17 protein-coding genes are annotated in these 21,472 nt (G+C 72.8%); 14 read left to right on the top strand and 3 right to left on the bottom strand.

Going from position 1 to position 21,472, the window contains the following annotated elements:
* Nucleotides 1–229: 229 nt before the first annotated feature.
* The 6 genes from ACH45N_RS17105 (at nt 230) to ACH45N_RS17080 (ending at nt 6,747) form a co-directional block, all read left to right on the top strand.
* Complete coding sequence (locus ACH45N_RS17105; RefSeq protein ID WP_397395955.1) at nt 230–1,738, top strand: NB-ARC domain-containing protein; 1,509 nt, start codon at nt 230–232, stop codon at nt 1,736–1,738.
* Nucleotides 1,735–1,956, top strand: a complete 222-nt coding sequence (locus ACH45N_RS17100; RefSeq protein ID WP_377227561.1) for a hypothetical protein — start codon at nt 1,735–1,737, stop codon at nt 1,954–1,956. Before ACH45N_RS17105 ends, ACH45N_RS17100 begins: the two co-directional genes overlap by 4 nt.
* Nucleotides 1,957–3,140: 1,184 nt before the next feature.
* A complete protein-coding gene (locus ACH45N_RS17095; RefSeq protein WP_397395953.1) occupies nt 3,141–3,725 on the top strand; it encodes a MauE/DoxX family redox-associated membrane protein in 585 nt (194 codons plus the stop codon).
* A gap of 33 nt (nt 3,726–3,758) precedes the next feature.
* Nucleotides 3,759–4,328 carry a TlpA family protein disulfide reductase gene (locus ACH45N_RS17090; RefSeq protein ID WP_397395951.1) on the top strand — a complete coding sequence of 190 codons (570 nt, stop codon included), beginning with the start codon at nt 3,759–3,761 and terminating at the stop codon, nt 4,326–4,328.
* Nucleotides 4,325–6,271, top strand: coding sequence for an ABC transporter ATP-binding protein (locus ACH45N_RS17085; protein WP_397395949.1), 1,947 nt, complete (start codon nt 4,325–4,327; stop codon nt 6,269–6,271). Before ACH45N_RS17090 ends, ACH45N_RS17085 begins: the two co-directional genes overlap by 4 nt.
* Nucleotides 6,268–6,747, top strand: coding sequence for a S26 family signal peptidase (locus tag ACH45N_RS17080; RefSeq protein WP_397395947.1), 480 nt, complete (start codon nt 6,268–6,270; stop codon nt 6,745–6,747). The genes ACH45N_RS17085 and ACH45N_RS17080 overlap by 4 nt, the downstream gene beginning before the upstream one ends.
* On the opposite strand, the gene ACH45N_RS17075 is transcribed toward ACH45N_RS17080, so the two are convergent.
* Nucleotides 6,728–9,592: a BTAD domain-containing putative transcriptional regulator gene (locus tag ACH45N_RS17075; RefSeq protein WP_397395945.1), complete on the bottom strand. Its 2,865-nt coding sequence runs from the start codon at nt 9,590–9,592 to the stop codon at nt 6,728–6,730. The genes ACH45N_RS17080 and ACH45N_RS17075 overlap by 20 nt on opposite strands.
* 143 nt (nt 9,593–9,735) lie before the next feature.
* Nucleotides 9,736–10,581 (bottom strand): helix-turn-helix transcriptional regulator, encoded by an 846-nt coding sequence (locus ACH45N_RS17070; RefSeq protein ID WP_397395943.1) that lies wholly within the window; start codon nt 10,579–10,581, stop codon nt 9,736–9,738.
* A 168-nt stretch (nt 10,582–10,749) separates the two neighbouring features.
* Between ACH45N_RS17070 and ACH45N_RS17065 the strand changes: the two genes are divergently transcribed.
* The 8 genes from ACH45N_RS17065 to ACH45N_RS17030 all read left to right on the top strand — a co-directional run bounded on the left by ACH45N_RS17065 (nt 10,750) and on the right by ACH45N_RS17030 (nt 20,816).
* Nucleotides 10,750–11,058: an EthD family reductase gene (locus ACH45N_RS17065; protein WP_397395941.1), complete on the top strand. Its 309-nt coding sequence runs from the start codon at nt 10,750–10,752 to the stop codon at nt 11,056–11,058.
* Nucleotides 11,059–11,214: 156 nt separating this feature from the next.
* A complete protein-coding gene (locus ACH45N_RS17060; protein WP_397395939.1) occupies nt 11,215–12,651 on the top strand; it encodes an MFS transporter in 1,437 nt (478 codons plus the stop codon).
* Nucleotides 12,648–13,868, top strand: a complete 1,221-nt coding sequence (locus ACH45N_RS17055) for an FAD-dependent monooxygenase (protein WP_397395937.1) — start codon at nt 12,648–12,650, stop codon at nt 13,866–13,868. The genes ACH45N_RS17060 and ACH45N_RS17055 overlap by 4 nt, the downstream gene beginning before the upstream one ends.
* Before the next feature lie 139 nt (nt 13,869–14,007).
* A complete protein-coding gene (locus ACH45N_RS17050; RefSeq protein WP_397395935.1) occupies nt 14,008–15,330 on the top strand; it encodes a sensor histidine kinase in 1,323 nt (440 codons plus the stop codon).
* Nucleotides 15,327–16,016, top strand: a complete 690-nt coding sequence (locus ACH45N_RS17045; protein WP_397395933.1) for a response regulator — start codon at nt 15,327–15,329, stop codon at nt 16,014–16,016. The genes ACH45N_RS17050 and ACH45N_RS17045 overlap by 4 nt, the downstream gene beginning before the upstream one ends.
* Before the next feature lie 302 nt (nt 16,017–16,318).
* Nucleotides 16,319–18,088 (top strand): AMP-binding protein, encoded by a 1,770-nt coding sequence (locus tag ACH45N_RS17040; RefSeq protein WP_397395931.1) that lies wholly within the window; start codon nt 16,319–16,321, stop codon nt 18,086–18,088.
* Nucleotides 18,085–19,440, top strand: a complete 1,356-nt coding sequence (locus tag ACH45N_RS17035; RefSeq protein ID WP_397395929.1) for a condensation domain-containing protein — start codon at nt 18,085–18,087, stop codon at nt 19,438–19,440. Before ACH45N_RS17040 ends, ACH45N_RS17035 begins: the two co-directional genes overlap by 4 nt.
* Nucleotides 19,437–20,816, top strand: a complete 1,380-nt coding sequence (locus ACH45N_RS17030) for a condensation domain-containing protein (RefSeq protein WP_397395927.1) — start codon at nt 19,437–19,439, stop codon at nt 20,814–20,816. Before ACH45N_RS17035 ends, ACH45N_RS17030 begins: the two co-directional genes overlap by 4 nt.
* Here the strand turns inward: ACH45N_RS17030 and ACH45N_RS17025 are convergent.
* On the bottom strand, nt 20,813–21,460 hold the full coding sequence (locus ACH45N_RS17025) for a TetR/AcrR family transcriptional regulator (RefSeq protein WP_397395925.1): 648 nt from the start codon (nt 21,458–21,460) through the stop codon (nt 20,813–20,815). The genes ACH45N_RS17030 and ACH45N_RS17025 overlap by 4 nt on opposite strands.
* Between the last annotated feature and the right edge of the window lie 12 nt (nt 21,461–21,472).

Genomic DNA, 21,472 nt, shown 5'->3' with positions numbered 1-21,472 from the left:
CGCCGTTCCGAGGTGCTGATCAGGCGGAACATCGCCTTCGCGCGGGTCGATCCCGAACCTCGACTGCAGGCCCAGGGCACTGGGGCGATAGGCCGTCGGCATAGGTCCGGTGCAGGACCGATGTAGGTGGCCTGTGAACACTGGCAGGTCAACCGGACCGGAAGGAATGCCATGCGAACGCGAAGCAGTGCCGTGACCGACACCGCCGTGAACGACCACTGATCTCGTGGTGACCGGAGGGGTGGGCGACGGACCGCTCTCGCGGCTCCGCCGCGCAGCGGGTCTCACGCAGGAGGAGCTGGCGGAGCGCGCGGGCCTGTCCGTCCGCTCGGTGCGCAACCTCGAGCGCGACGCCGTGGCCAGACCGCGCACGAGCACCCTGCGCGCGCTCGGGACGGGCCTCGGCCTCGGCGACGCCCAGCTGTCCGACCTTGTCGGGTCCTACCGTCCCCGACAGTGCGCCGCGGCCCAGGACCAGCCCGACGCGCCCGGGACGACCCCGCGAGCCAGCTCCTGGGCGGCGCCGTCCCCGGACCTGCCTCCGGCCGCGGAGGCGCCGGACCTCGTCGTCCCGCTGCAGCTGCCGCCGCGGCCGTCCCCGTTCACCGGCAGGGCCGTCGAGCTCGCCGAGCTCGACGCCGCGCTGACCGGTGACGTTGGCACCCCGCGACTGGCCGTCCTCGACGGTCTTGCCGGCGCCGGCAAGACCGCTCTCGCCCTTGCCTGGGCCCACACGCGCCTGGTGTCCTTCGCCGACGGCGTCCTGTACGTGGACCTGCACGGTTCTCGCGCCGGACGGCCGCACCCGACCGAGGCCGTCCTCGACCGGATCCTCAGCGACCTCGGGATCGCGAACCTGGGTGCGCAGTCGTCGGCCGAGAACCGCGCCGCGCTCCTGCGCCGCACTCTCGCCGGGCGGCGGATGCTCGTCGTGCTGGACGACGCGGGCTCCGCCGAGCAGGTCCGGCCACTCCTCCCCGGACCCGGCGCCTGCGCGGCCCTCGTCACCAGCAGGTACCAGCTGCGCGGGCTGAGCATCCGGGACGGGGCGCGTCACGTCGCCGTCGGACCCCTTGCGGACGACGACGCCGCCGAGCTGGTCCGGAACCTGCTGGGACCCGCGGATCTGCGCGGCGCCCCCGGAGCGGTCGACGCGATCGTGCGGCGCTGCGCCGGCCTGCCGCTCGCGCTGCGTATCGCGAGCGACCGCCTGGTTCGTCGCCCCGCCGCGCAGGCGCAGGCCGCGCTCGATGCCTGGCTGGCCGAGCCGGTGCCGCTCGACGCCTTCCACACGGCGGACGACCCGGGGTGCGACCTGCGGACCGTCTTCGCGGAGTCGTACCGGCGGCTCACCCCGGAGGCCGCGCGATGCCTTCGTCTGGCCGGCGCACTCCCGGCGGCCCGGATGACCAGGGCTGCCGTGACGGCGTCCTGGAACCTGACGTCCCGGGCCGCCAACCGGGTGCTCGCAGAGCTGACCTCGACGCACCTGCTCGAGGAGCCGCTGCCTGACCGGTACGAGATGCACGACCTGGTCCGGGAGTTCGTCCGGGAGGCGGGCCTCGACGAGGACGTCGAGCCGCTCGCCCTGGTCAGTCGCCGGCCGACACCCCGCCCGGCACCGCTCCGGCCGTCGCGACTGCCGGTGGAGCTGCCGGTCGAACTTCCTGGTCGCCACGGCCCTCGACCGGATCGAATGGTGCCGTCCGCAATGCCGGAGAAAGAAGGAGCGGGATGAGCAACCTCGTCAAGCAGTTCGGTGACGCGATCCTCCAGAAGATCGCCCCGGAGCAGACGGCCGAGGCCGTCTGTATCACCAACTACCAGTACCGGTGCGAGTCCAGCGAAAGGTGTCGTGCCCAGCCGCAGACGACGGGCAACCGTCAGCGGCGCGCCTGCTACACGGGTTCCTGCCCGCCCAGCTGCACGGCCTGGGCCGACAACGGCTGCTGCTGAACGCCGGCGCAAGACCCTGACGAAAGAAGGAGTGGAATGAGCAATCTGTTCACGTAGCTCGGTGACGTGGTCCTCCAGGAGGTGGCGCCGAAGACGGCGGCCGAGGCTGCCTGCGTCACGACACGCCGGTACCGGTGCGTTTCCGGTGCCTGCGGGATCAACGGCAAGTTCTCCAATGACACGCAGATGTATCGGGACTGCACCTGCTGGAGGAACCGCGCCCCGGCCGGTACGAGATGCATCGCCTGCTGCGGGAGTTCGCCTGGGAGATCAGCCTGGATGACGGCGAGGCGGGGCGTGCGGACATGCCGGTGAATTTGCCGCTGACGGTTCCTGGCGGTGCGGGCGGCGGGTTGGCTTAATGAGTTCGTCAGCAATCGCGGAGAGTAGGAGCATTATGAGCAACCTGTTCGTGCAGTTCGGTGACGCAATCCTCCGGAAGACGGCCCGGAACGAGACGGCCGAGGCCGCGTGTTCCGGTTACTACCAGTACCGCTGTAACACGACCGTATGCGAGACCGGCTCGCACAGGTGGCAGAAGCGCTACTGCTACCAGCAGACGACGAACTGCCACACCGCATGTACCTCTTGGGCCAATGTCGGTTGCTGCGTCTGAGAATCCCTCTGCCGTGCCGACCGACAGGTGACGACTGACCCGTGGATCGTTGCTCCACCGGTCTAGCTGTGAGCCGCTGCCGTTCTGCCGGTGAATTTGCCGGTTGCCGTTCCTGGTGGTCCGGGCGACAGGCTGGATTAATGGCGTCATCAGCATTCACGGAGAGAAAGGGAACCATGAGCAACTTGTTCGCGCGGGTTGGTGAGGCGATGCTGCAGAAGGTCGCGCCTCAGGAGGTGGCCGAGGCCCTCTGCGGCTCCACGACCCAGTACCGATGCTATACACGGTGCTCCACGTCGAGCGGGACCTCCGGGATCCTCCACCAGGCCCGCACGTGTTACAGCGGCTCCACCTGCGAGAAGGCCGGCACGTGCACCGCCTGGAGGAACATCAGCTGCAGCGCCGTCTGCTGAGGTCATCGGTCGTACCCACGGCCGATGTGCAGAGCAGCCGTGGCCCCTCCGGTGTCCTGGTGAGGCCGCGGCTGCTGGCCCAGCTGCCGCCAGGCGACGGCGCATGGCGGCAGTCCCCCGACTCGATGTGATCACTACCTCCGCGGAGTTCACCCTTGCTCGTCACCCTCGCACTGTTCCTGCAGCTGGCCGTTGCCGGCGTTCTGCTCGCGTCCGGCGTCGCGAAGGTGCGCGGCGATGCCAATCGGGAGACCTGGAAGGCACTGTTGGACCGGGCGCCCGGTCTGCTCGGCCGTCTGCCCGCGGACGTGATGTCCTCGCTCCACATCGGCGTCGAGATCCTGCTGGCCGTTGCGCTCCTCGTGGCGATCGCCCCGCCCATCGCACCTGTCGCCGCTCCCGCGCTGGCCGCCACGGCGCTGATGTTCACCGGCTTCACGGGCATCGCTCTCTACTCCACGACCGGCGCCGCGGTCACGTGCTCGTGCTTCGGCAGGAGCACGACGTCGCTCGGCTGGCCGCACGTCGTCCGCAACGTTGCGCTCACGGTGCTGGCGGTCGGTGGCCTGGTGGCCGCATCCGACGCCGTCGCCGACCCGCTTCCGGACCTGGGCTCCGCCGCACTGGCCGTCGTCGGCGCTGCCGCGGTCACCGCACTCACCTACTTCTTCGACGACGTCGTCGACGTGTTCGCCCCTCCGGACCCGCGCCGTTCCGGCACGCGCGTTCCTACCCGCTGAACCACCCTGATCCACCGGAGAACGGAGCCTCCCATGGCAGTCCTCACCGCCGCCGTCGTCCTGCTCGGCGTCCTGACCGTGTTCAACCTCGTGCTGACCGCGGCGATCGCGCGCCGCGTCCGTACCGCACCGGCAGCCGACACCGGGCACGCGCACGGCAAGCCCACATTCCCCGACCTGGACGAGGTCAAGGCCGGCGCCTCCATCCGCCCCTTCTCCGCCACGACCACCACCGGCGAGGAGATCTCCTACGAGGACCGATACGGCGACACCGCCGTCTACGCCTTCTTCGACACCAGCTGCAGCACCTGCGCCAAGGAACTACAGCCCCTCGTCGACATGACCCGCCGCGAGGGTTTCACCCCGCACCAGGTCATCGCGTTCGTCGTGCACGACGACGAGCACGGCAAGGCGGAGAAGCGCGAGGAGTACCTGGCCACGCTCGGCGACACGGTGACCGTCGTCGTGCACCGGCGCGACGGGATCGATCTGCCGTTCAACGCCGGCGGCTACCCGGCGTTCGTCCTCGTGGACAGGTCCGGGCAGGTCAAGCGCTCGGGGGTCGAGGTCAGCGACCTGGACACCGTCCTCGTGCCGGCATGACGGACGACGACGGCGCCGAGCGCGACGCCGTATCAGGCGGCGACACCCGGCCCCGCCGCGGTCACCGCGCGCTGACCGCGATCGGCTCCGGCACCGTCCGCGCCTTCCGGATCGCCGCCCTGGGGGCCCAGGCGGCGCCCGGTGCTCTCGCGGTCCTCGTACTCGTCACGCTGACCGACGCGCTGCTCCCCGCCGGCGGCGTGCTCGCCACCAAGTGGCTGCTCGACGTCCTCCAGCTCGGTTCCGGCGCTCCCGGCGTGCCGCAGCCGCTGGGGGACCGTCCCGTCCTGATCGTGGTGGGCCTCGCGGTCATGACCCTCGCGGGCGCGCTGATGTCGCACGTCAGCCAGTACGTGAACGGCCGGATCCGCCGCGCCGTCACCCTGCTGGTCACGTCTCGCCTGTTCACGACCGTCACACGGCTGTCCGGGTTGCGCCACTTCGAGGACCCGGCTTTCCGCGACCGGCTCCGCATGGCCCAGACGTCCGCCTCCGACGCGCCCGACGAGGTCATCGACTCGTTGTTCGGGACGGTCCGCGGCGTGATCACGATCGCGAGTACCCTCGGTGTGCTGGTCATGATCAGTCCCGTGGTCGCCGTGCTCGTCGTGGTCGCCGCGATGCCGGGGCTGATCGTGCAGCTCGTCCTCAACCGGGAACGTGCCGACGTGCTGTGGCGCATCAGCCCGCGTTCGCGGCGCCTGGCCTTCTACCAGGACCTCATGATGCATCCCGTCGCGGCTGCCGAGGTGCGGATCTTCGGCGCCGGGCGCTTCCTCACCGGCCGCATGAACCGGGAGCTGCGCGCGATCAACGCCGCCGAGGAGCGCCTCGACCGCAAGACCTTCCTCGCGCACGCCCCGCTCATGGTCGCGGGCGCCGTCGTCTCCGGCGGTGGTCTCGTCTGGGTGGTGCTCGGCGCGCTGCGCGGCGACTTCACCGCCGGCGACGTCTCCGCGTTCGTCGGTGCGACCGGGGGAGTCCAGGGTGCGGCCGCCGGCCTGGTCATGTGCCTCGCTCGCATCCACTCGACGCTGCTGCTCGTGGCGCACTACGACGACGTCCTCGCCACCCCGCAGGATCTGATCGCCCCCGCCGCCCCCGTCCCCGCCCGCCCGCTTGAGCACGAGATCCGCCTCGAGGACGTCTGGTTCCGCTACACCGACGACGGCCCCTGGGTGCTGCGCGGCGTGAGCATGACGATCCCGGTGCGCGGTTCCGTCGCCGTCGTCGGCCTGAACGGCGCGGGCAAGAGCACGCTGGTCAAGCTGCTGATGCGCATGTACGACCCGTCCCGCGGCGCGATCCTGTGGGACGGTACCGACATCCGTGGGTACGACGTCGACGGCCTGCGCTCCCGGGTCAGCGCCGTCTTCCAGGACTTCGTGCAGTACGAGCTGTCCGCACGCGAGAACATCGCGCTCGGCGCGCTCGAGCACCTGGACGACGACGCCCGCGTGCACGCCGCGGCGCGTGCAGCGGGTGCGGACCGGATCGTGGCCGGGCTGCAGCACGGGTACGACACGATGTTGTCCCGGGCGTTCTGGAACGACGACGAGGTCGGGGACGACACGACGTCGGTGGGCACCACGCTGTCCGGCGGTCAGTGGCAGCGCCTCGCGCTTGCTCGCTCGCTCATGCGGTCCGGCCGCGACCTGCTGGTGCTCGACGAGCCGACGTCGGGCCTCGACCCGCAGGCCGAGAACGAGGTCCGCGAGCTGCTGGGCACCCTGCGGACCGGGACCGCGACCCTGCTGGTCTCGCACCGGCTCGGTGCGGTCCGGGACGCGCAGCAGATCGTGGTCCTGGCCGGCGGCGTCGTCGCCGAGCAGGGCACGCACGACGAACTCATGCGGGCGGGCGGCGAGTACGCCCGCCTGTTCACGCTGCAGGCGACCGGCTACCAGGACCCGGTCCCGGCCGGGGAAGGAGTGTCCGCATGACAGGGACGGCCATGGTCCTTGCGCTCGCGCTGGCCGGAGCGGTGCTTGCCGGGTCGGCCGGGTACCGGCACCTGCGACACCACTACGTCGTCGTCGCCGTCGACGGCACGAGCATGCATCCCACGTACGAGCCCGGTGACCGTGTGCTCGTGCGGCGCGGTGGGCGCGCGCCCGCCCGCGGTGACGTCGTCGTCGTGCGCAAGCCCGATGTGAAGCACGGATGGCCGACGACGGCGCCCGCGCAGCGGTCGGGCCTGCCACTGGGCAGGCGCTGGCTGATCAAACGTGTGGCGGCGACCGGCGGCGAACCATGGCCCGACGGCATCGACCCGGCCCCCTGGGACAGGGGAGAGGGGCGCGTGCCCGCGGGCCACATCGTCCTGCTCAGTGACAACCCCCGCGGCGTCGACTCCCGCCGGTGGGGGCCCTGCCCCGACCACCAGGTGCTCGGTCGGGTCACGCGACGGATGCCGTGACGTCACCTGCCCCGGAGACCTCGGCCAGCAGCTTCTTCGAGCGGGCCTCGTCGTCGTGCAGGCCGTGGCGGCGGAAGTACGCGGTGGCCTCGGCGAGGGACGCCACCGCTCGTTCACGGTCGGACAGGGCGACGAGCACCGGCGCCGTCGCCAGGAGGGTCTTGGCCGCGCAGCGCTCGTCGCTCAGGTCCCAGAAGATCTGCGTGGCCTGTTCGAGCGTGCGCAGCGCGACGGCAGGCTCCCCGTCCGCCAGCTCCAGGGTGCCGAGGTCGCGCAGGACGACGGCCTCGCGGTGGGTGTCACCGATGTCGTGGGCCAGGGACGCGGCCCCGGCGAGCCACGTCCGGGCCTCCGCGAGCCTGCCCTGGGTGGTGAGGATGCGGCCGAGCGACCCCCGGAACAGCGCCTCCTTCGGCGCGTCCCCGGCGGCCGCGACGACGCCGAGGGACTCACGCAGCGCCGCCTCGGCGGCGTCGTGCTCGCCCCGGCAGCGGTGCACGCTCGCCAGGCTGGCGAGGGCCAGCGCGGCGCCGAGGTCGTGACCGTGCCCCAGGTAGGCGCGTCGCGCGTCCCGGAGGAACCCCGCGGCGGCCTCGAAGTCGCCGGTGTAGATGTTGACCTGGCCGAGGCCGCGCCGCAGGGCGGCGGCCGCGAGGTCGTCGACGTCGGGGCGGTCGAGCACCGTCTGGTGGCTCGTCCGCCAGTCCTCGTACAACGCGTGCTGGTCGTACAGGGGCCCCAGCAGCAGGGCCAGGCGCCCGGCGTCAGCGGTCAGGTCGTGCGCGCACGCGAGCCGCACCGCGTCCAGCAGCGACTGGCGTTCGATGGCCGTCCACGCGGTCCCCATGGCGAGCCCCGGGGGATTCTCCTCGTCGTAGGGGAGCCAGGGCGGGAGCGCGTCGGGCGCCGCGGACCGGGGAGCGTCCACGGGGTCGAAGAGGCTGTGCGGTCGGTTGCGCCGGAGCCTGTCGACCAGGAGCGTCCAGCTGCGCACGGCCCGTCGTACCGCTCGCCGGCAGGTGCCGGCGCCGAGGTCGCCCGCCTGCTGCCGCGCGTACACCCGCAGCAGGTCGTGCATCTGGTACCGGGGCTGCCCGATGTCGTCGAGCCGGACCTGCTGGAGCAGCGCCGCGTCGAGGAGCTCCTCGGCCACGGGCTCCCAGGCGTCGGTGTCCAGGAGCGCGCCCAGCACCCAGCCCGGCAGGTCGCCCGGGCCGAGGAGGCCGAAGAGCGCGAAGGCCCGGGCGGCGTCCGCCGAGAGGGAACGCAGCGAGAGGTCCAGGCTCGCGCGGAGGTCGAGGCCGCCGACGCTCAGCTCGCTCAACCTTCGGGTCTCGTCCTCCAGCCGCTCGCGCAGCCGGCTCAGCGGCCAGGCCGGACGGCTCAGGAGCTTGGCCCCCGCGATGCGGATCGGCAACGGCAGGAGACCGCACAGGCGCACGATGGCCCGCGCCTCGGAGGGCTCGCGGGCCACCCGTTCGTCGCCCACGATCCGTGCCAGCAGCGCCTGCGCGTCGTCGGCGGTGAGTACGTCCACAGGGATGCGCCGGGCACCGGGCAGGTCCGCGAGCATGCCGCGACTGGTCACGATGACCGCCGAGCGGCCGTTCGGCGGCAGGAGCGGGACGATCTGGTGGGCGGACGCCGCGTCGTCGAGCACCACGAGCGTGCGGCGCTCGGCGAGCTGCGAGCGGAGCAGCGCGGCGCAGTCGTCGAGACTGGTGGGCAACGGGTGCCCGAAGCCGCCGAGGGCGCGCAGCATCGCGGCCAGGAGCTCCTCGGGGCCACGGGGCGTGCTGGTCGTCCCGGCCAGGGCGAGATGGAAGTGCGCGTCGGGGTACTCGGCCTGGACCAGCCGCGCCACGTGCAGGGCCAGGCTCGACTTGCCCGCCCCGGGCGCGCCGTGCAGCACGAGGACGGCGGGCGAGCCGGACCGGTCGTGCTCCGCGACGGCGCGGACCGCGGCCTCGGTCTCCGCCGTCCGCCCGTAGAAGTCCGGGACCTCCGGCGGGAGCTGACGCACGGGCCGCGAAGCCTCCGCGGGGGTGGCGGCCTCCGCCCCGACCGCGGCCGTCGCCGAGGTCCGGGAGGACGCCTCGGCCATCGGCAACGTCTCGTCGAGGATCTGCTGGTGGATCGCGCGCGTGGCCGGGCTGGGATCCGTGCCGAGCTCCTCCGCGAACGTGCGGCGCAGGCGGTCGTACTGCTGGAGGGCCTCGGCGGCCCGTCCGCTGCGGTACAGGGCGACGAGAAGCTGCCGCCACAAGGGTTCCCGGAACGGGGACCCGGCGATCTGCGCCTCGATCTCCTCGACGACCGCCCGGTGCCGGCCCAGGTTGAGCTGCGCCTGGAAACCGTGCTCGACGGCGGTCGTCCTCAGGTTCGTCAGCCGATGGGTCAGCTCGACGGCGGAGTCGCCCGGGGGCGCGCCGCCGAACGGGTCGCCCCGCCACCAGTCGAGGGCCCGTTCGAAGACCTCGGCGGACTGCTCGAAGCGGCCGTCCTCGAACGTCCTCAGCCCGTCCGTGACGGTGGCCTCGAACTGCCGGACGTCGACGCCCGCGTGCTGCTCGACCAGGAGGTAGCCGGCGTCGGACCGCCGCAGGGCCGTCCCGTCACTGTCCCCGAGCATCTGGCGCAGCCGGTGCACGTACCCGTAGGTCTGCGCGACGGCGGACCGGGGTGGGGCGTCACCCCACACGTCCTGCACGATGCTCTCGACCGGGACGCTCTGCGGCCCGTGCGCGACGAGCGCACCCAGCACCGCACGGCAGCGGGCAGCCGCCACCGGTGACCACGCCCGGCCGTCGGACACCTCGACCGAACCGAGGACCCTGATACGCATCCGGGGCTCCCTTCGACGTCGCTACGTCTCGTCGTGCAGGGCGTGCCGCGGCACGGCCCTGCCGGAGCCTGCCACAGGAGCCAGGACGCGGGTTGCAGCAACCTGCACCGACGACGGGACAACGAAACGCGCCCGCCGTGCGTCTACCGGGGGCCGGCCATACCGAGGCGCTCGCGGAGCCGCAGACCGGCGACGAACCTCGTGGGCGCGTCCAGAAGGTCGAGGACGGCGGCGATGTCGGCCCGGACGGTCCGGACGCTCACGCCGAGCTTCCGTGCGATCTGGTCGTCGGACGAGCTGGTGAGCATCAGGGTGACGATGCGGCGCTGCCGTGGTGTCAGGTCGACGAGGGCCGCCGTCTCCGCGTCGCACGGGTACGTGGTGGCCAGCACGGCGTCCCAGTAGGAACGTGCCGCCGACAGGCAGGCGTCGTCGCGCACCTCGATGACGGTCGGGTCGCCGCCGAGACTGGGACCGTCCAACAGGACGCTGGTCCCGTCGATGATCTTCGTCTGCAGTGGCGCGAACCCGAAGAGGTACAGTGCGGGATCCTCGCCGGACAGCATGAGGCGGGCCTCGGGGTCGAGGCCGGAGTGGTTCCACACGCTGGTCATCCGCAGGCCGTGCTCCACGAAGTGCGCGTTGTTCGGGAGGCTCGTCGCGAGCTGCTGGACCGTGCCGGAGCTGCGGATCGACTCGAGCGTCCGCCAGGTTCCCGCGGCCTCAGCCATGTTCTCGTTGATCTCCCGCGTGCCCCGGCCGAGGATGCGTGCGGCGACCGGCCGGTTGCGCTCCACCAGGCTCGCCACCCTGGAGCGTTCGATCTGCAGGCGTGCCATCGCCTCGAAGACCCGCTGGTTCCGCTGCCACGAGAGCCTGCTGGCACCGGTGTACGCGGAGAAGTCGAGGTTGGGGAACGCAGGGGACCCCGCCTCCGGTGCTGCTGTAGTACTGACCTTGACCATGAAGACCCCCCACCAGGACGACACTCGCCGGCAGACCGACGATAGCCGGAGGCGTGGGTGGGCGCTCCGAAAAGCGACCCCGTCGGTCATGGCCGCCGGTGGTAGAGTGACTAGTAAGTCTACATCGGTGAGCGCCTTCTCCGTCCGGGAGCGCCTGGCGCGGCACGGCCTCACCACGAGAAAGGAAGCAGCATGGCTACCAAGGTTGAGATCATCATCGACAACCCCGACGTTCCCGACGCCTTCGAGGCGGTCGTGCCGGACCTGCTGGACAAGGCGCGCGCCCTCCCCGGGCTGCGGAGCCTGGAGTCGGCCCGGGTGTGGCCCAAGGAGGACGGCACGCCGACGCCGGCCTTCCGCACGCTCGACCTGTACTTCGACGGCTACGACGAGGCCTCGGCGGCCACGGCGTCGCCGGAGGGCGCCGCGTTCTTCGGCGCCGTGATCGAGGCGACCGGCGGCAAGATCACCGGCCTCTTCCTCGACGTGGAGACCCGATAGGGGCCCATCGAGCCGCTCCCACCGCAGAACGGTGGGGGCGGCTCTCTGTTTCTGCGCGGCGGGGCCCGCGGTCTGCGCCGTGCGGAGGAAACCTCCCGCTCCTCCGGCGGTTTCCACCATGTCAGTGGCCGAGGCCCCGAACCTAGGTTCGAGGACATGGAGATCAGACCAACCTCGTTCGTCGTCCTCGAACCACCAGCCCCGGCCGGAAACCAGGTCCCGGCCCGTATCGGCGGGCCGGCGATCGGCGCCCTGGGCACCCTCGCCCTCGCGCTCGGCACCCTGCAGACCGTGGTGGACCCGGCCCGTCCGCTGCTGGAGCGCGAACTGGGCGTCGACACGGCGGCGGCCGCGCTGATCGCCAGCACGCTGCTGATCACCGGCGCCATCGTCGCGCCCATCGCGGGCAAGCTCGGCGACCGCTACGGCGGGAAGCGGGTGCTGCTCGTGCTGATGGCCCTGGTCTCGGCGGGCGGCGTGGTGTCGAGCCTCGCACCGAACCTGCCGGTGCTGCTGGTCGGTCAGACGCTGCAGGGCGCCATGGTGGGCGCACTGCCCCTCTCGTTCATCCTGGTGCGCAAGAACTTCCCGAAGGGGCAGACGCAGGTGGCCGTGGGGGTGGTCAGCGCGCTGTTCACCGCCGGGGGCATCGTCGGGACGCTCGTCGCCGGGCCGCTGGCGGAGGGCCTGTCCTGGCACTGGATCTTCGCGGCGCCGACGATCGTGATCGTCGCGGCGACGGCCGTCGTGCTCCGGCTCATGCCGAACGACCCGCCGAGCGAGCAGGGCACCACCATCGACTGGGCGGGCGTGGCCCTGCTGAGCGCCACGCTGGTCGCGCTCATGCTGGGGCTGCTGGTCGTGACGGGCGGCGGCCTTCCGCCGCTGGCAGTCGGCGGCATCGTCCTCGTCGTCGCCGCGCTGGCCGTGGCCTGGGTGGCCGTCGAACGCCGAGCGGTCTCGCCGATGGTCGAGCTGCGCATGCTCACGGCACCCGCCATGTGGAGCGCGGCCGTGCTGACCACTGCCGTCGCCGCCATCTCCGCGATGCTGCAGACCTCTGTCCCCAAGCTGTTCGAGGTCTCGGGCGACGGCTACGGCCTGGGGCTCGACACCACCGACATCGGGCTGTTCATGATGCCCGCCTCCATCGCCGGTGTGCTGGCGGGCTCGGTCGGCGGGCTGGCCGTGCAGCGCTACGGCGCGCGCGCCGTGGCCACCGCGGGCGCCGTGGCCACCGCCGGCATCCTCGTCGCCGTCGCGGCGCTGCACGACACGGTGTGGCAGCTCGTCCTCGCCCGCGCGCTGGCTGCCTTCGTCGGCGGCCTGGTCACCACCGCGCTGCTCGCCGCCACGGCCACCGCCGTGGCCGCCAAGGACACCGGCATCGCCACCAGTCTCCTCGTCGTGATCCGCCTGATCGGCGCCGTCGCGGGCGGCCAGGTCGCCGGCTCGGTGCTCGACGCGGGCAACGACCCGGCGTCCGGCGTGCCGGCCGAGTCGGCCTTCGTCACCGGTTTCCTCGTCGCCGCCCTCGTGGCCGTGCTGTCCCTGTTCGTCGTCCGTCACCTGAAGAAGGAAGTCCAGTCATGACATCTCCGTCCGACGCAGCCCGGCGCACAGTCCTGATCACCGGCGCCAGCCTCGCCGGCCCCACGCTGGCGTACTGGCTGCACCGTTACGGCTTCGCCGTCACCGTGGTCGAGAAGGCACACGCGCCTCGTGGTGGCGGATACCCGATCGACGTCCGCGGGACCGCCGTCGAGGTGGTCCGGCGGATGGGCATCCTGCCGGCGCTGCAGGTCGCGCACATCGACACGGGACGGTTCACCTTCCTCGACGCCGACGGCGGTGAGGTGGCCGCCCTCCACCCCTCCGCGGTTGCCGGGAGCGTCGCGGGGCGGGACCTCGAGGTAGGGCGCGGGGACCTGACCGCCGCGCTGTACGAGACGGTCCGGGACGACGTGGAGTTCGTGTTCGACGACTCCGTCGACACCCTCGACCAGCACGAGAGCGGAGTCGACGTCACCTTCCGCAGCGGCGGGCAGCGCACGTTCGACGTGGTGGTCGGTGCCGACGGGATGCACTCGGGCACCCGCAAGGTCCTGTTCGGGCCGGAAGAACAGTTCCACCGGTACCTCGGCTACGGCTTCGCGGTGTTCACCATGCCCAACTTCCTCGGTCTGACGCGCGAGCTGCTGATGTGGAACACCCCGGGCCGGGCCGCCGCGCTCTACGCCACCGGGGACGCGGACGACGACCTGCACGCCTTCCTGAACTTCCACCAGCCGGAACAGCCGCTCGGTGTCGTGCGAGAGGGCCTGCGGGAACCGGACGCCCAGCGGGACCTGGTCGCCCGCACCTACGCTGGTGCGGGCTGGGAGGTCACGCGCATCGTCGAGGCCATGCACCAGGCGGACGACCTGTTCTTCGACACGGCGGGTCAGATCCGCATGCTGAGCTGGTCGAGCGGCCGGGTGGCGTTCGTCGGCGACGCCGCCTACGCGCCGTCGTTCCTGACCGGACAGGGCTCCAGCCTGGCCCTGGTGGGCGCGTACATGCTCGCCCGGTCGCTGGCCACGCACGGGGACCACGTCGATGCCTTCGCCGCCTACGAGCGTGACACCCGCGAGTTCGTCACGATGAACCAGGCGCTGGTCGACAAGGGTGGTGCCCGGCTCTTCCCCACCACCGCCGAGGCACTGGAACAGCGCAACGCCAGGCTCCGTGACCTGGTCGCCATGCCGGCGTCGACGCCGCAGCCCGCCCACTCGGCCCTCGTGCTCCCGGCGCCCGCGCCGGCGGCGTGAGCCCGGTCCGGCACGGAGGAAATCCTTACCCCGCGCGGGGGAACGCACCCTGTCCCGGATGGGGTCCGCGCGGCAGGCTGGCAGGATGAAAACCATGACCCTCCACCCGCGACCGCGACGGTCCGGACGGTGGCGAGGCGTGTCGCACCTGCTCGGCGCGCCGATGTCCGCCGTCACCTGGCGTTCGTACGGCTACCTGTGGCTCGTGCTGCTGCTGGCGCCCGTCGCGCTGGCCTACGTGCTGGTCACCGTGGCGGTCACGGTCGGGGCCGCGGTGACGGTCGTCGGGCTGTTCGTCGCAGGCGGGCTCGTGGTGGGCGGGCGATGGTGGGGCGCCACCTACCGCCGCCTGGCAGGCGACCTCCTCGACACGCACGTCGCGGCGCCCCTGCCCCGCCGGACGCGTACGGGCTTCTGGCCACGACTTGGCGGAGCGCTGGGCGACCCGGTGGGCTGGCGAGCACTGCTGTTCATGCTCGCGGCCCTGCCGGTCACGCTCGCCGGGTTCATCGCGAGCACCGCGGTGCTGGTGCTCGGGCTCGGCGGCGTGACCTACTGGTCCTGGTTCTGGTCGCTGCCCCCTGACCTGGCCATGGACAGCCGGTGGCACAACCCGGTGGGCCTGGCCCTCGTCGCCCTGGGCGGCGTGGTGCTGCTCGTCCTGTGGCCGTCGGCGCTGTCGGGTGTCGTCGCCCTGCCGAAGCTCCTGACCAGGGCGCTGCTCGGACCGACGGCCGCCAGCCTGCGGGTCGCCGAGCTGGAGCGTTCCCGCGCGGGCACGGTGCAGGACGCCGACGCCCGCCTGCGCCGTATCGAGCGAGACCTGCACGACGGTACGCAGGCGCGCCTGGTCGCCGTCGGCATGCAGCTCGGCGAGGCCCGCGAGCAGCTCGTCGCCGGAGACACCGACACCCTGGGCGAGCTGCTCGAGGTGGCGCACGCGTCGACCAAGGACGCCCTGGCCGAGCTCCGGGAGCTGGCCCGGGGCATCCACCCGCCGGCCCTGGACAGCGGCCTGGCGGTCGCCGTCGAGACCCTCGCCGCACGCGCGCCGTTACCGGTCACGGCGGACATCGACCCGGCGGTCGAGGCGGGCGGCCGCCTGGCACCGGCGATCGAGTCGATCGTCTACTTCTCGATCGCCGAGCTGGTCACCAACGCGGCCAAGCACGCGCGCGCCTCGCGGGTCGACGTGCGGGTCGAGGCGGTCGACGGCGGCGCGAGCGGTGTCCTGCAGATCCAGGTGCGGGACGACGGCGGCGGGGGCGCGACCGTCGTCGCCCCCGACGGGTCGGGGCTGCGGTCGGGCCTCGCGGGGCTCGCCGAGCGCGTCGGTTCGGTCGACGGCACGTTCGACCTGTCCAGCCCCGTCGGCGGGCCGACCGTCGTGACGATGACGCTCCCCGCGGTGCGCGCCGGCACGACAGGTGCGTACCGCGCGGGCACGGGTGGGCGCGCATGACCGCGCCGGACGTCACGCCGTCGGGTGGCCTGCGGGTGGTGCTCGCCGAGGACTCCGGGATCCTGCGCGACGGGCTCGTCGCCCTGCTGACGCGGCGGGGGCACGAGGTGACGGCCGTGCCGGACGGCGAGAGCCTGGAGCGCGAGGTCCTGCACCTCGCGAGCGGGTCGTCGCTGCCTGACGTCGTGGTCGCGGACATCCGCATGCCACCCACGTTCACCGACGAGGGCCTGCGTACCGTGGTCGCGTTGCGGGAGCAGTTTCCCGGGCTGCCCGTGCTGCTCTTCTCGCAGTACGTGGAGACGCAGTACGCCGGCACCCTGCTGCAGGGTGACGCGCGCGCGGTGGGGTATCTCCTGAAGGACCGCGTGGTCGACGTGGGGGAGTTCGCCCAGGCGCTCGTGCGTGTGGCCCGGGGTGAGACGGTGCTCGATCCGGAGGTGGTCTCCCAGCTCATGGGCGCCTCCGACCGGGACGTCGGCCGGGGGCGACTGTCCGGCAGGGAGCGCGAGGTGCTCGGCCTCATCGCGCAGGGCCGGTCGAACGCCGGCATCGCGGAGCAGCTGTTCCTCTCCCAGGGCGCCGTGGAGAAGAACGTCGCGGCGATCTTCCAGAAGCTCGACCTGCCGTACGACGCGGCGGACAACCGCCGGGTGCTCGCCGTGCTGCGTTACCTGGGGAACTGAGGTCGCCCGAGCAGCCTGACGCGGTGCGGTTCTACGCCTCGACCACGACGAGCAATTGAATGTGGAAGGATTGAAAAGCGCGTCAATGGGTGAAAATAATCCCGGTCGGGTTATATTCCAATGCGGAGGGATTGAATCTGCATGTGGACCGATTGAATCCGTTTCCTGGACGTGACCGGCCTGTGAACAGTGGTCGACCCGCTTGAACTGCCCGATTTTTTCTCGGCATGATGAAAGTCATTCACCGCGAAAGAATCCGAGGGGTCATCGTGAATAATCAGCCCATTGTCACTGTGACTGGCATGCTCGCGGCCAGGGCGGAAGAGAGACCTGACGCGACTGCGATCGAGCGTGTCGGCACGGGCCGGCTCAGCTATGCGGCGTGGAACCAGCGTTCGCGCGCGGTCGGTCACGGCCTTCTGGCCGGCGGTGTCCAGCCGGGTGACCGGGTGCTCGTGCGTGCGTCCGGCGACTGGATCGCTTTCGCGATCGCGTACGTCGGGGTGCAGGCCGCCGGAGCGATCGCCGTGCCGGTGCTGGCGTCCAGCAGCGACGAGCAGATCGCCCGCGTCTGCGCGGAGGCCGGGGCGGTCGGTGTCATCGGCGACGTGCCCGTGGCCGGGTGCCCGGGCTGGTCGCAGACGGTGCACCAGCTCGAGGCGGGCCGACCGACCGGCTCGACCGGGGTGGCGGTGAGCGGGTCGGACGACGCCGAGATCCTCTTCACCTCCGGGACGACCGGCCGGCCCAAGGGCGTCGTCTCCACGCACGACAACCTCACGCACGCGGTCCGGCCGCGTGGTGACGGCACGCCCTCGGGGGAGGCGGGGGAGGAGCCGGTGCGTCGGGTCCTGCACGCCCTGCCGCCCGCGACGAACGCGGGCCAGAGCCTCATGATGCAGACGCTGAGCGCGGCGCCGCACAGCATGATCGTGCTCGAGAAGTTCGACGCCGAGCGCTTCCTCGGTGCCGTCCAGGAGCTCCGGCCGGACGACGTCGTGCTGGTCCCCGCCTACGCGCTCGCGCTCCTGCGGGCCGGGGCGCGGTCCGGCCTCGGCGGAGTGCGGCAGGTGCGCACCACGAGCGCGCCGATCTCGGCCGCGACGCTGGCCCGGCTCGCCGAGCTGTTCCCCGCCGCGAGCATCGTGAACATGTACACCTCGACCGAGAGCTGGCCCGCGCGCCTGCGGATGCGCTTCGACCCGCTCCGACCGTTCTCGCTCGGGAAGGCGCACGGCCGGAGCGAGGTACGCATCGTCGACGGGTCCGGCGAGCCGGTGGCCGCGGGTGTGTCGGGGTCGGTGCAGCTGCGGATGGACGGCGTGCGCCCGCGTCGCTACTGGAACGACGCCGACGCGAGCGCCCAGGTCTTCCACGCGGACCACTGGGTGAGCACCGGCGACGTCGGCCGCCTGGACGAGGAGGGGTACTTCTACCTGGAGGACCGCAGCGCCGACACGGTGAACGTCGGCGGGCGGAACGTGTCCACGCTCGCCGCGGAGGGCGCCCTCGAGGACCACCCCGACGTGGAGGAGGCGGCGGCGTTCGGGCTGCCGCACCCGACGCTCGGGCAGTACCTCGTGGCCACCGTCATCGGCTCGGCCGGCCTCGACCCCGACCAGGTGCGTTCCTTCGCCGCCGCGCGGCTGGGGGAGGCCGACGCCCCGAAGCGGGTCGTCCAGGTCGGTCGTTTCCCGCGCAACGCGCTGGGCAAGGTCGTCAAGCGCGAGCTGGCCCAGAGCGTCGCCGGGCTGATCGCGCGGGACGCCGGGCACGGCGTGGCGGCGACCGCCACCGAACGCGCGGTGGCGGGCATCTGGGCGCGGGCCCTGGACGTGGGTCCCGCCACGATCGGCCCGGACGCCGAGTGGCACTCGCTCGGCGGATCGTCGCTGGAGGCGGCCGAGGTCGCGCTGCTCGTCGGCGACGAGCTCGGGCGGGACGTGCCCGAGCGGGTGCTGCACACCAACCCGACCCTGCGCGCCTACGCCGCCGCGGTGGACGAGGCGCCGCCGGCGGAGCAGGTCCGGCTGCGGCCCCTCGGCCGCGCTGCCCGGGGGGTGGCCGGATGAGCGTGCTGTACGCCGCGACGCACTACCAGCGCTCCCTCTACGACGCGACCGGCGGCCAGGCCTCCGGCGTGAACGTCGGCGCGGCCGTGCGGATGTGCGGCCACGCCGACCCCGGTCGCGTCCGCGCGGCGCTGGACGCCCTCACCGCCCGGCACGAGGCCCTGCGCACGACCCTGACTCGCCGGGACACCGGCGGGGCCGCCGGCGGCACCGCGCACCAGCTCATCGGCGACCATGCCGCCTCGGACCTGCGCGAGGTCAGCCTCGCCGAGGTCGACGAGGACCGCCGGGAGTCGGCCTGTGCCGCCGTCCTGCAGGCGGAGCTGCGGCGGCCGTTCGTGCTGGAGGGCGGTCCCCTTGCCCGGGCGCTCCTGGTGACGCTCGCCGACGACGACCACGTCCTGGCCGTGATCGCGCACCACGCGATCATGGACGGCTGGTCCGCCGGCGTGATCCGCGACGAGCTCCCGCACCTGTACGAGCACGGCGCGAGCGCCACGATCCCGGAACCCGCGCTCCATCTCGCCGACTACGCGGCGTGGGAGGCCGAGCTGGCCGAGGACCCCGCGACCCGAAGGCACTGGCAGGCCGCGCTGGCCGACGCCCGCCCCCGGCTCACGTTCCACGGGGAGGTGCCCGACGTCGGGCCCGTCGCCCGCACCACGCCTCGTCCGCTCCCGCTCGACCACGGCCCGACGCTCGGTGCGCTGCACCCGCTCATGGTCGGGGAGCGGGCCGGCGCGACCGCCGTCCTGCTGGCCGCCCTCGCGGCGTCCCTGAGAGATCACGCGACGAACGAGAGGATCACGTTCGGCGTCATGCGGTCGAACCGCCAGCAGCGCGACGTGCGCGGCACGGTCGGGTTCCTCGCCGGGCACGTGCCCGTCACGGTGGACCTGTCCGGTAACCCGACGTGCGCGACGCTCGTGGGGCGCGCGGCCGACGCCTACGACCGGGCGATCTCGCGCCCGGCCCCGACTGCCGTGCTCCGCGGCGCGCTGCCCGACGTCGGTCGTGGGCCCCTGTTCGACGTGTCGCTGAACTACAGCGCCGGTCCGCACCGGTCCGACGCCGTCGTCACGGGCGCGGGGGTCGCGTTCTCGCCGTTCGACCTCGTGCACGAGGAACCCACCGACCACCCCTGGTGGGACGGTGCCTCCCTGCTGGACTTCCAGGTCAGGTCCGATCCGGCCGGGAGGCTCTCGGGCGTCCTCGTGGCGGACGCCCACCTGCTGGGCGACGCGGAGACGGCCCGGTTCGCGGAGCGGTTCACGGCTGCGCTGCGCAGGTTCGCCGACCGCTCCGGCGACCGCATCGCCGCGCTCGGCACGGCGACGGGGCCGGCCCGGTGAGCGCGCTCGCGGCCGACGCGGGGACGGTCGTGCTGCCGGCCACCCGTCTCCAGCAGGAGTGGGTCGCGGCGGTCGGCGGGCGCGAGTCCAACCACAACATCCCGCACGCCATCGAGATCACCGGACCGGTGGACCTCGGCGACCTGTCCGGCGTGCTGGCGGCACTGGTGGAGCGGCACGAGACCATGCGCGCGGCCTTCGTCCGCACCGAGGCCGGGATCGCCCAGCGGGTCGTCGCGCCGTTCCGGCCCGAGCCGGTGCTCGAGGACCTGTCGCACCTGCCGCCGACGGCGCGGCGCGAGGCGCTCGAGGAGCTCGCGGTCCGGCGCTGCGAGCAGCCGGTCGACCTGTTCACGCCGCCCCTCTGGTCGGCGGTCGTGGTCCGGCTGGCCCCGGAGCACCACGTCCTGCTGACCGTCTGGCACCACGCCGTCTTCGACGGCTGGTCCAACGCGGTGCTGTTCCGCGACTTCCACCAGCTCTTCCGCGCGCGGCTCGACCCCGGGCGCCCGCCGCCGCCCGCGGCGCCGGTCCAGGCGGGCGACTACGCCGCGTACGAGCGGGCCCTCGGGCTCGGGGCGGACGCCGAGTTCTGGGGCGAGCAGTTCCCGGCCGACCCGCCGCGCCTACCCGTGCGACGCACCGGACCGGACGATCCGCTGTGGCTGCAGGCGCACCCTCTTCCCCTGGTGGCGGCGGACGCGGCCGGGTCGCTGTTCCGGCTGGGCGCGCAGCACGGCGCCAAGCCGGCCAGTGCTCTGCGCGCCCTCGTCCTGGCGTCGCTCGTGTCCCGTCTCGGCGACGACGTGATGGTCGGGTGCGTCACCGCCAACCGCGACGTCCCCGGGCTGACGCACACCATCGGGCTCGTCAGCGACCACGTGCCCGTGCGGGTCGACCTGCGGGGCAACCCGACGTTCGGAGAGCTCGCCGGCCGGGTCCACGAGGCCACGAGGCAGGCGCACGCGCACCGTGTCCCGGTCGGGGTGCTGCGCCAGGAGCTCCCCGGCGCCGTCCAGGGGAACGGCTCGTTGTTCGACCTCTCGATCAACTACATGCCGCACGCCCCGGACCGGACCGCCACGATCGCGACAGCGGACGGCCGCAGCATCGGGCTGCGGCTCCGCCCGCTGCCGACCGACGCGCTCCGACCGCGGATGGCGTCGGCGTTCAGCGGGGCCGTGCGCCTGGGCTTCCAGCTCCGCCACTCGCACGAGGGGCACGTCTTCGGCGACCTGTGGGCGCATCGCCCGGCATTCAGCACTCGGACGCTCGGCGAGCTGACGGGGAACCTGGGTCGTGCGGCACGCGAGGTCCTCACCGCTCCCGGGCGGGGGATCCGGGACCTCGCGCTCCCGGGGAGGGACGCGGACTAGGTCGGAGGCGCCGCCATCGCCAGCCGCTGCTGGGCTGCCCACGCCTGCGCGGCCGCGGCCACCGGGATCTCGGGGTCGAGCAGCCAGGCGGTCTCCAGGCCGTTGATGAAGGCGATGATCTCGATGGCCTTGAGGCGGGTGTCGACGTCGGCACGGATCTCGCCGCGGTCCTGTGCGGCCGAAAGGACCGCGGCGACCCGGTCGACGGTCGCGTGGTACCGGCCGCCCAGCCGGGGGTGCAGGGCGCCGTCCTCGCCGAGGTTCTCGACGACCAGCACCGTGTGCATGCCGACGGCGTGGGAGTGGCCGGCCCAGCGGGTGACGTTGTGGGCGATGACGTCGAGGAGGCCCAGGCCGACGTCGGCGTCGTGCCACAGGATCTCGTCCTCGGTCTCGTCGCGCCGGTCCAGCACCGCGTTGAGCAGCGCCTCCTTGGTCGGGTAGTGATAGAGCAGGCCGCTCTGCGAGACCCCGGCCTCGGCGGCGATCTCCGCGAGGTTGGTGCCCCGGGACCCGTTGCGCGCCACGAGGCGGGTGGCGGCGTCGACGATCAGCTCTTTCCGGGCCCGGCCCTTTGCTGATTCGGTCTTCTTGACGCCGCCGGTACCAGGTGCTGCCGCCCGGAGATCGTATTGCCGTCCCATGCCCGGATCCTA

Origin of the sequence: Promicromonospora sp. NPDC019610 (genome assembly GCF_044389365.1) — a bacterium.
GTDB lineage: Bacteria > Actinomycetota > Actinomycetes > Actinomycetales > Cellulomonadaceae > Promicromonospora.
This window is presented reverse-complemented; position numbering and strand designations above follow the sequence as displayed.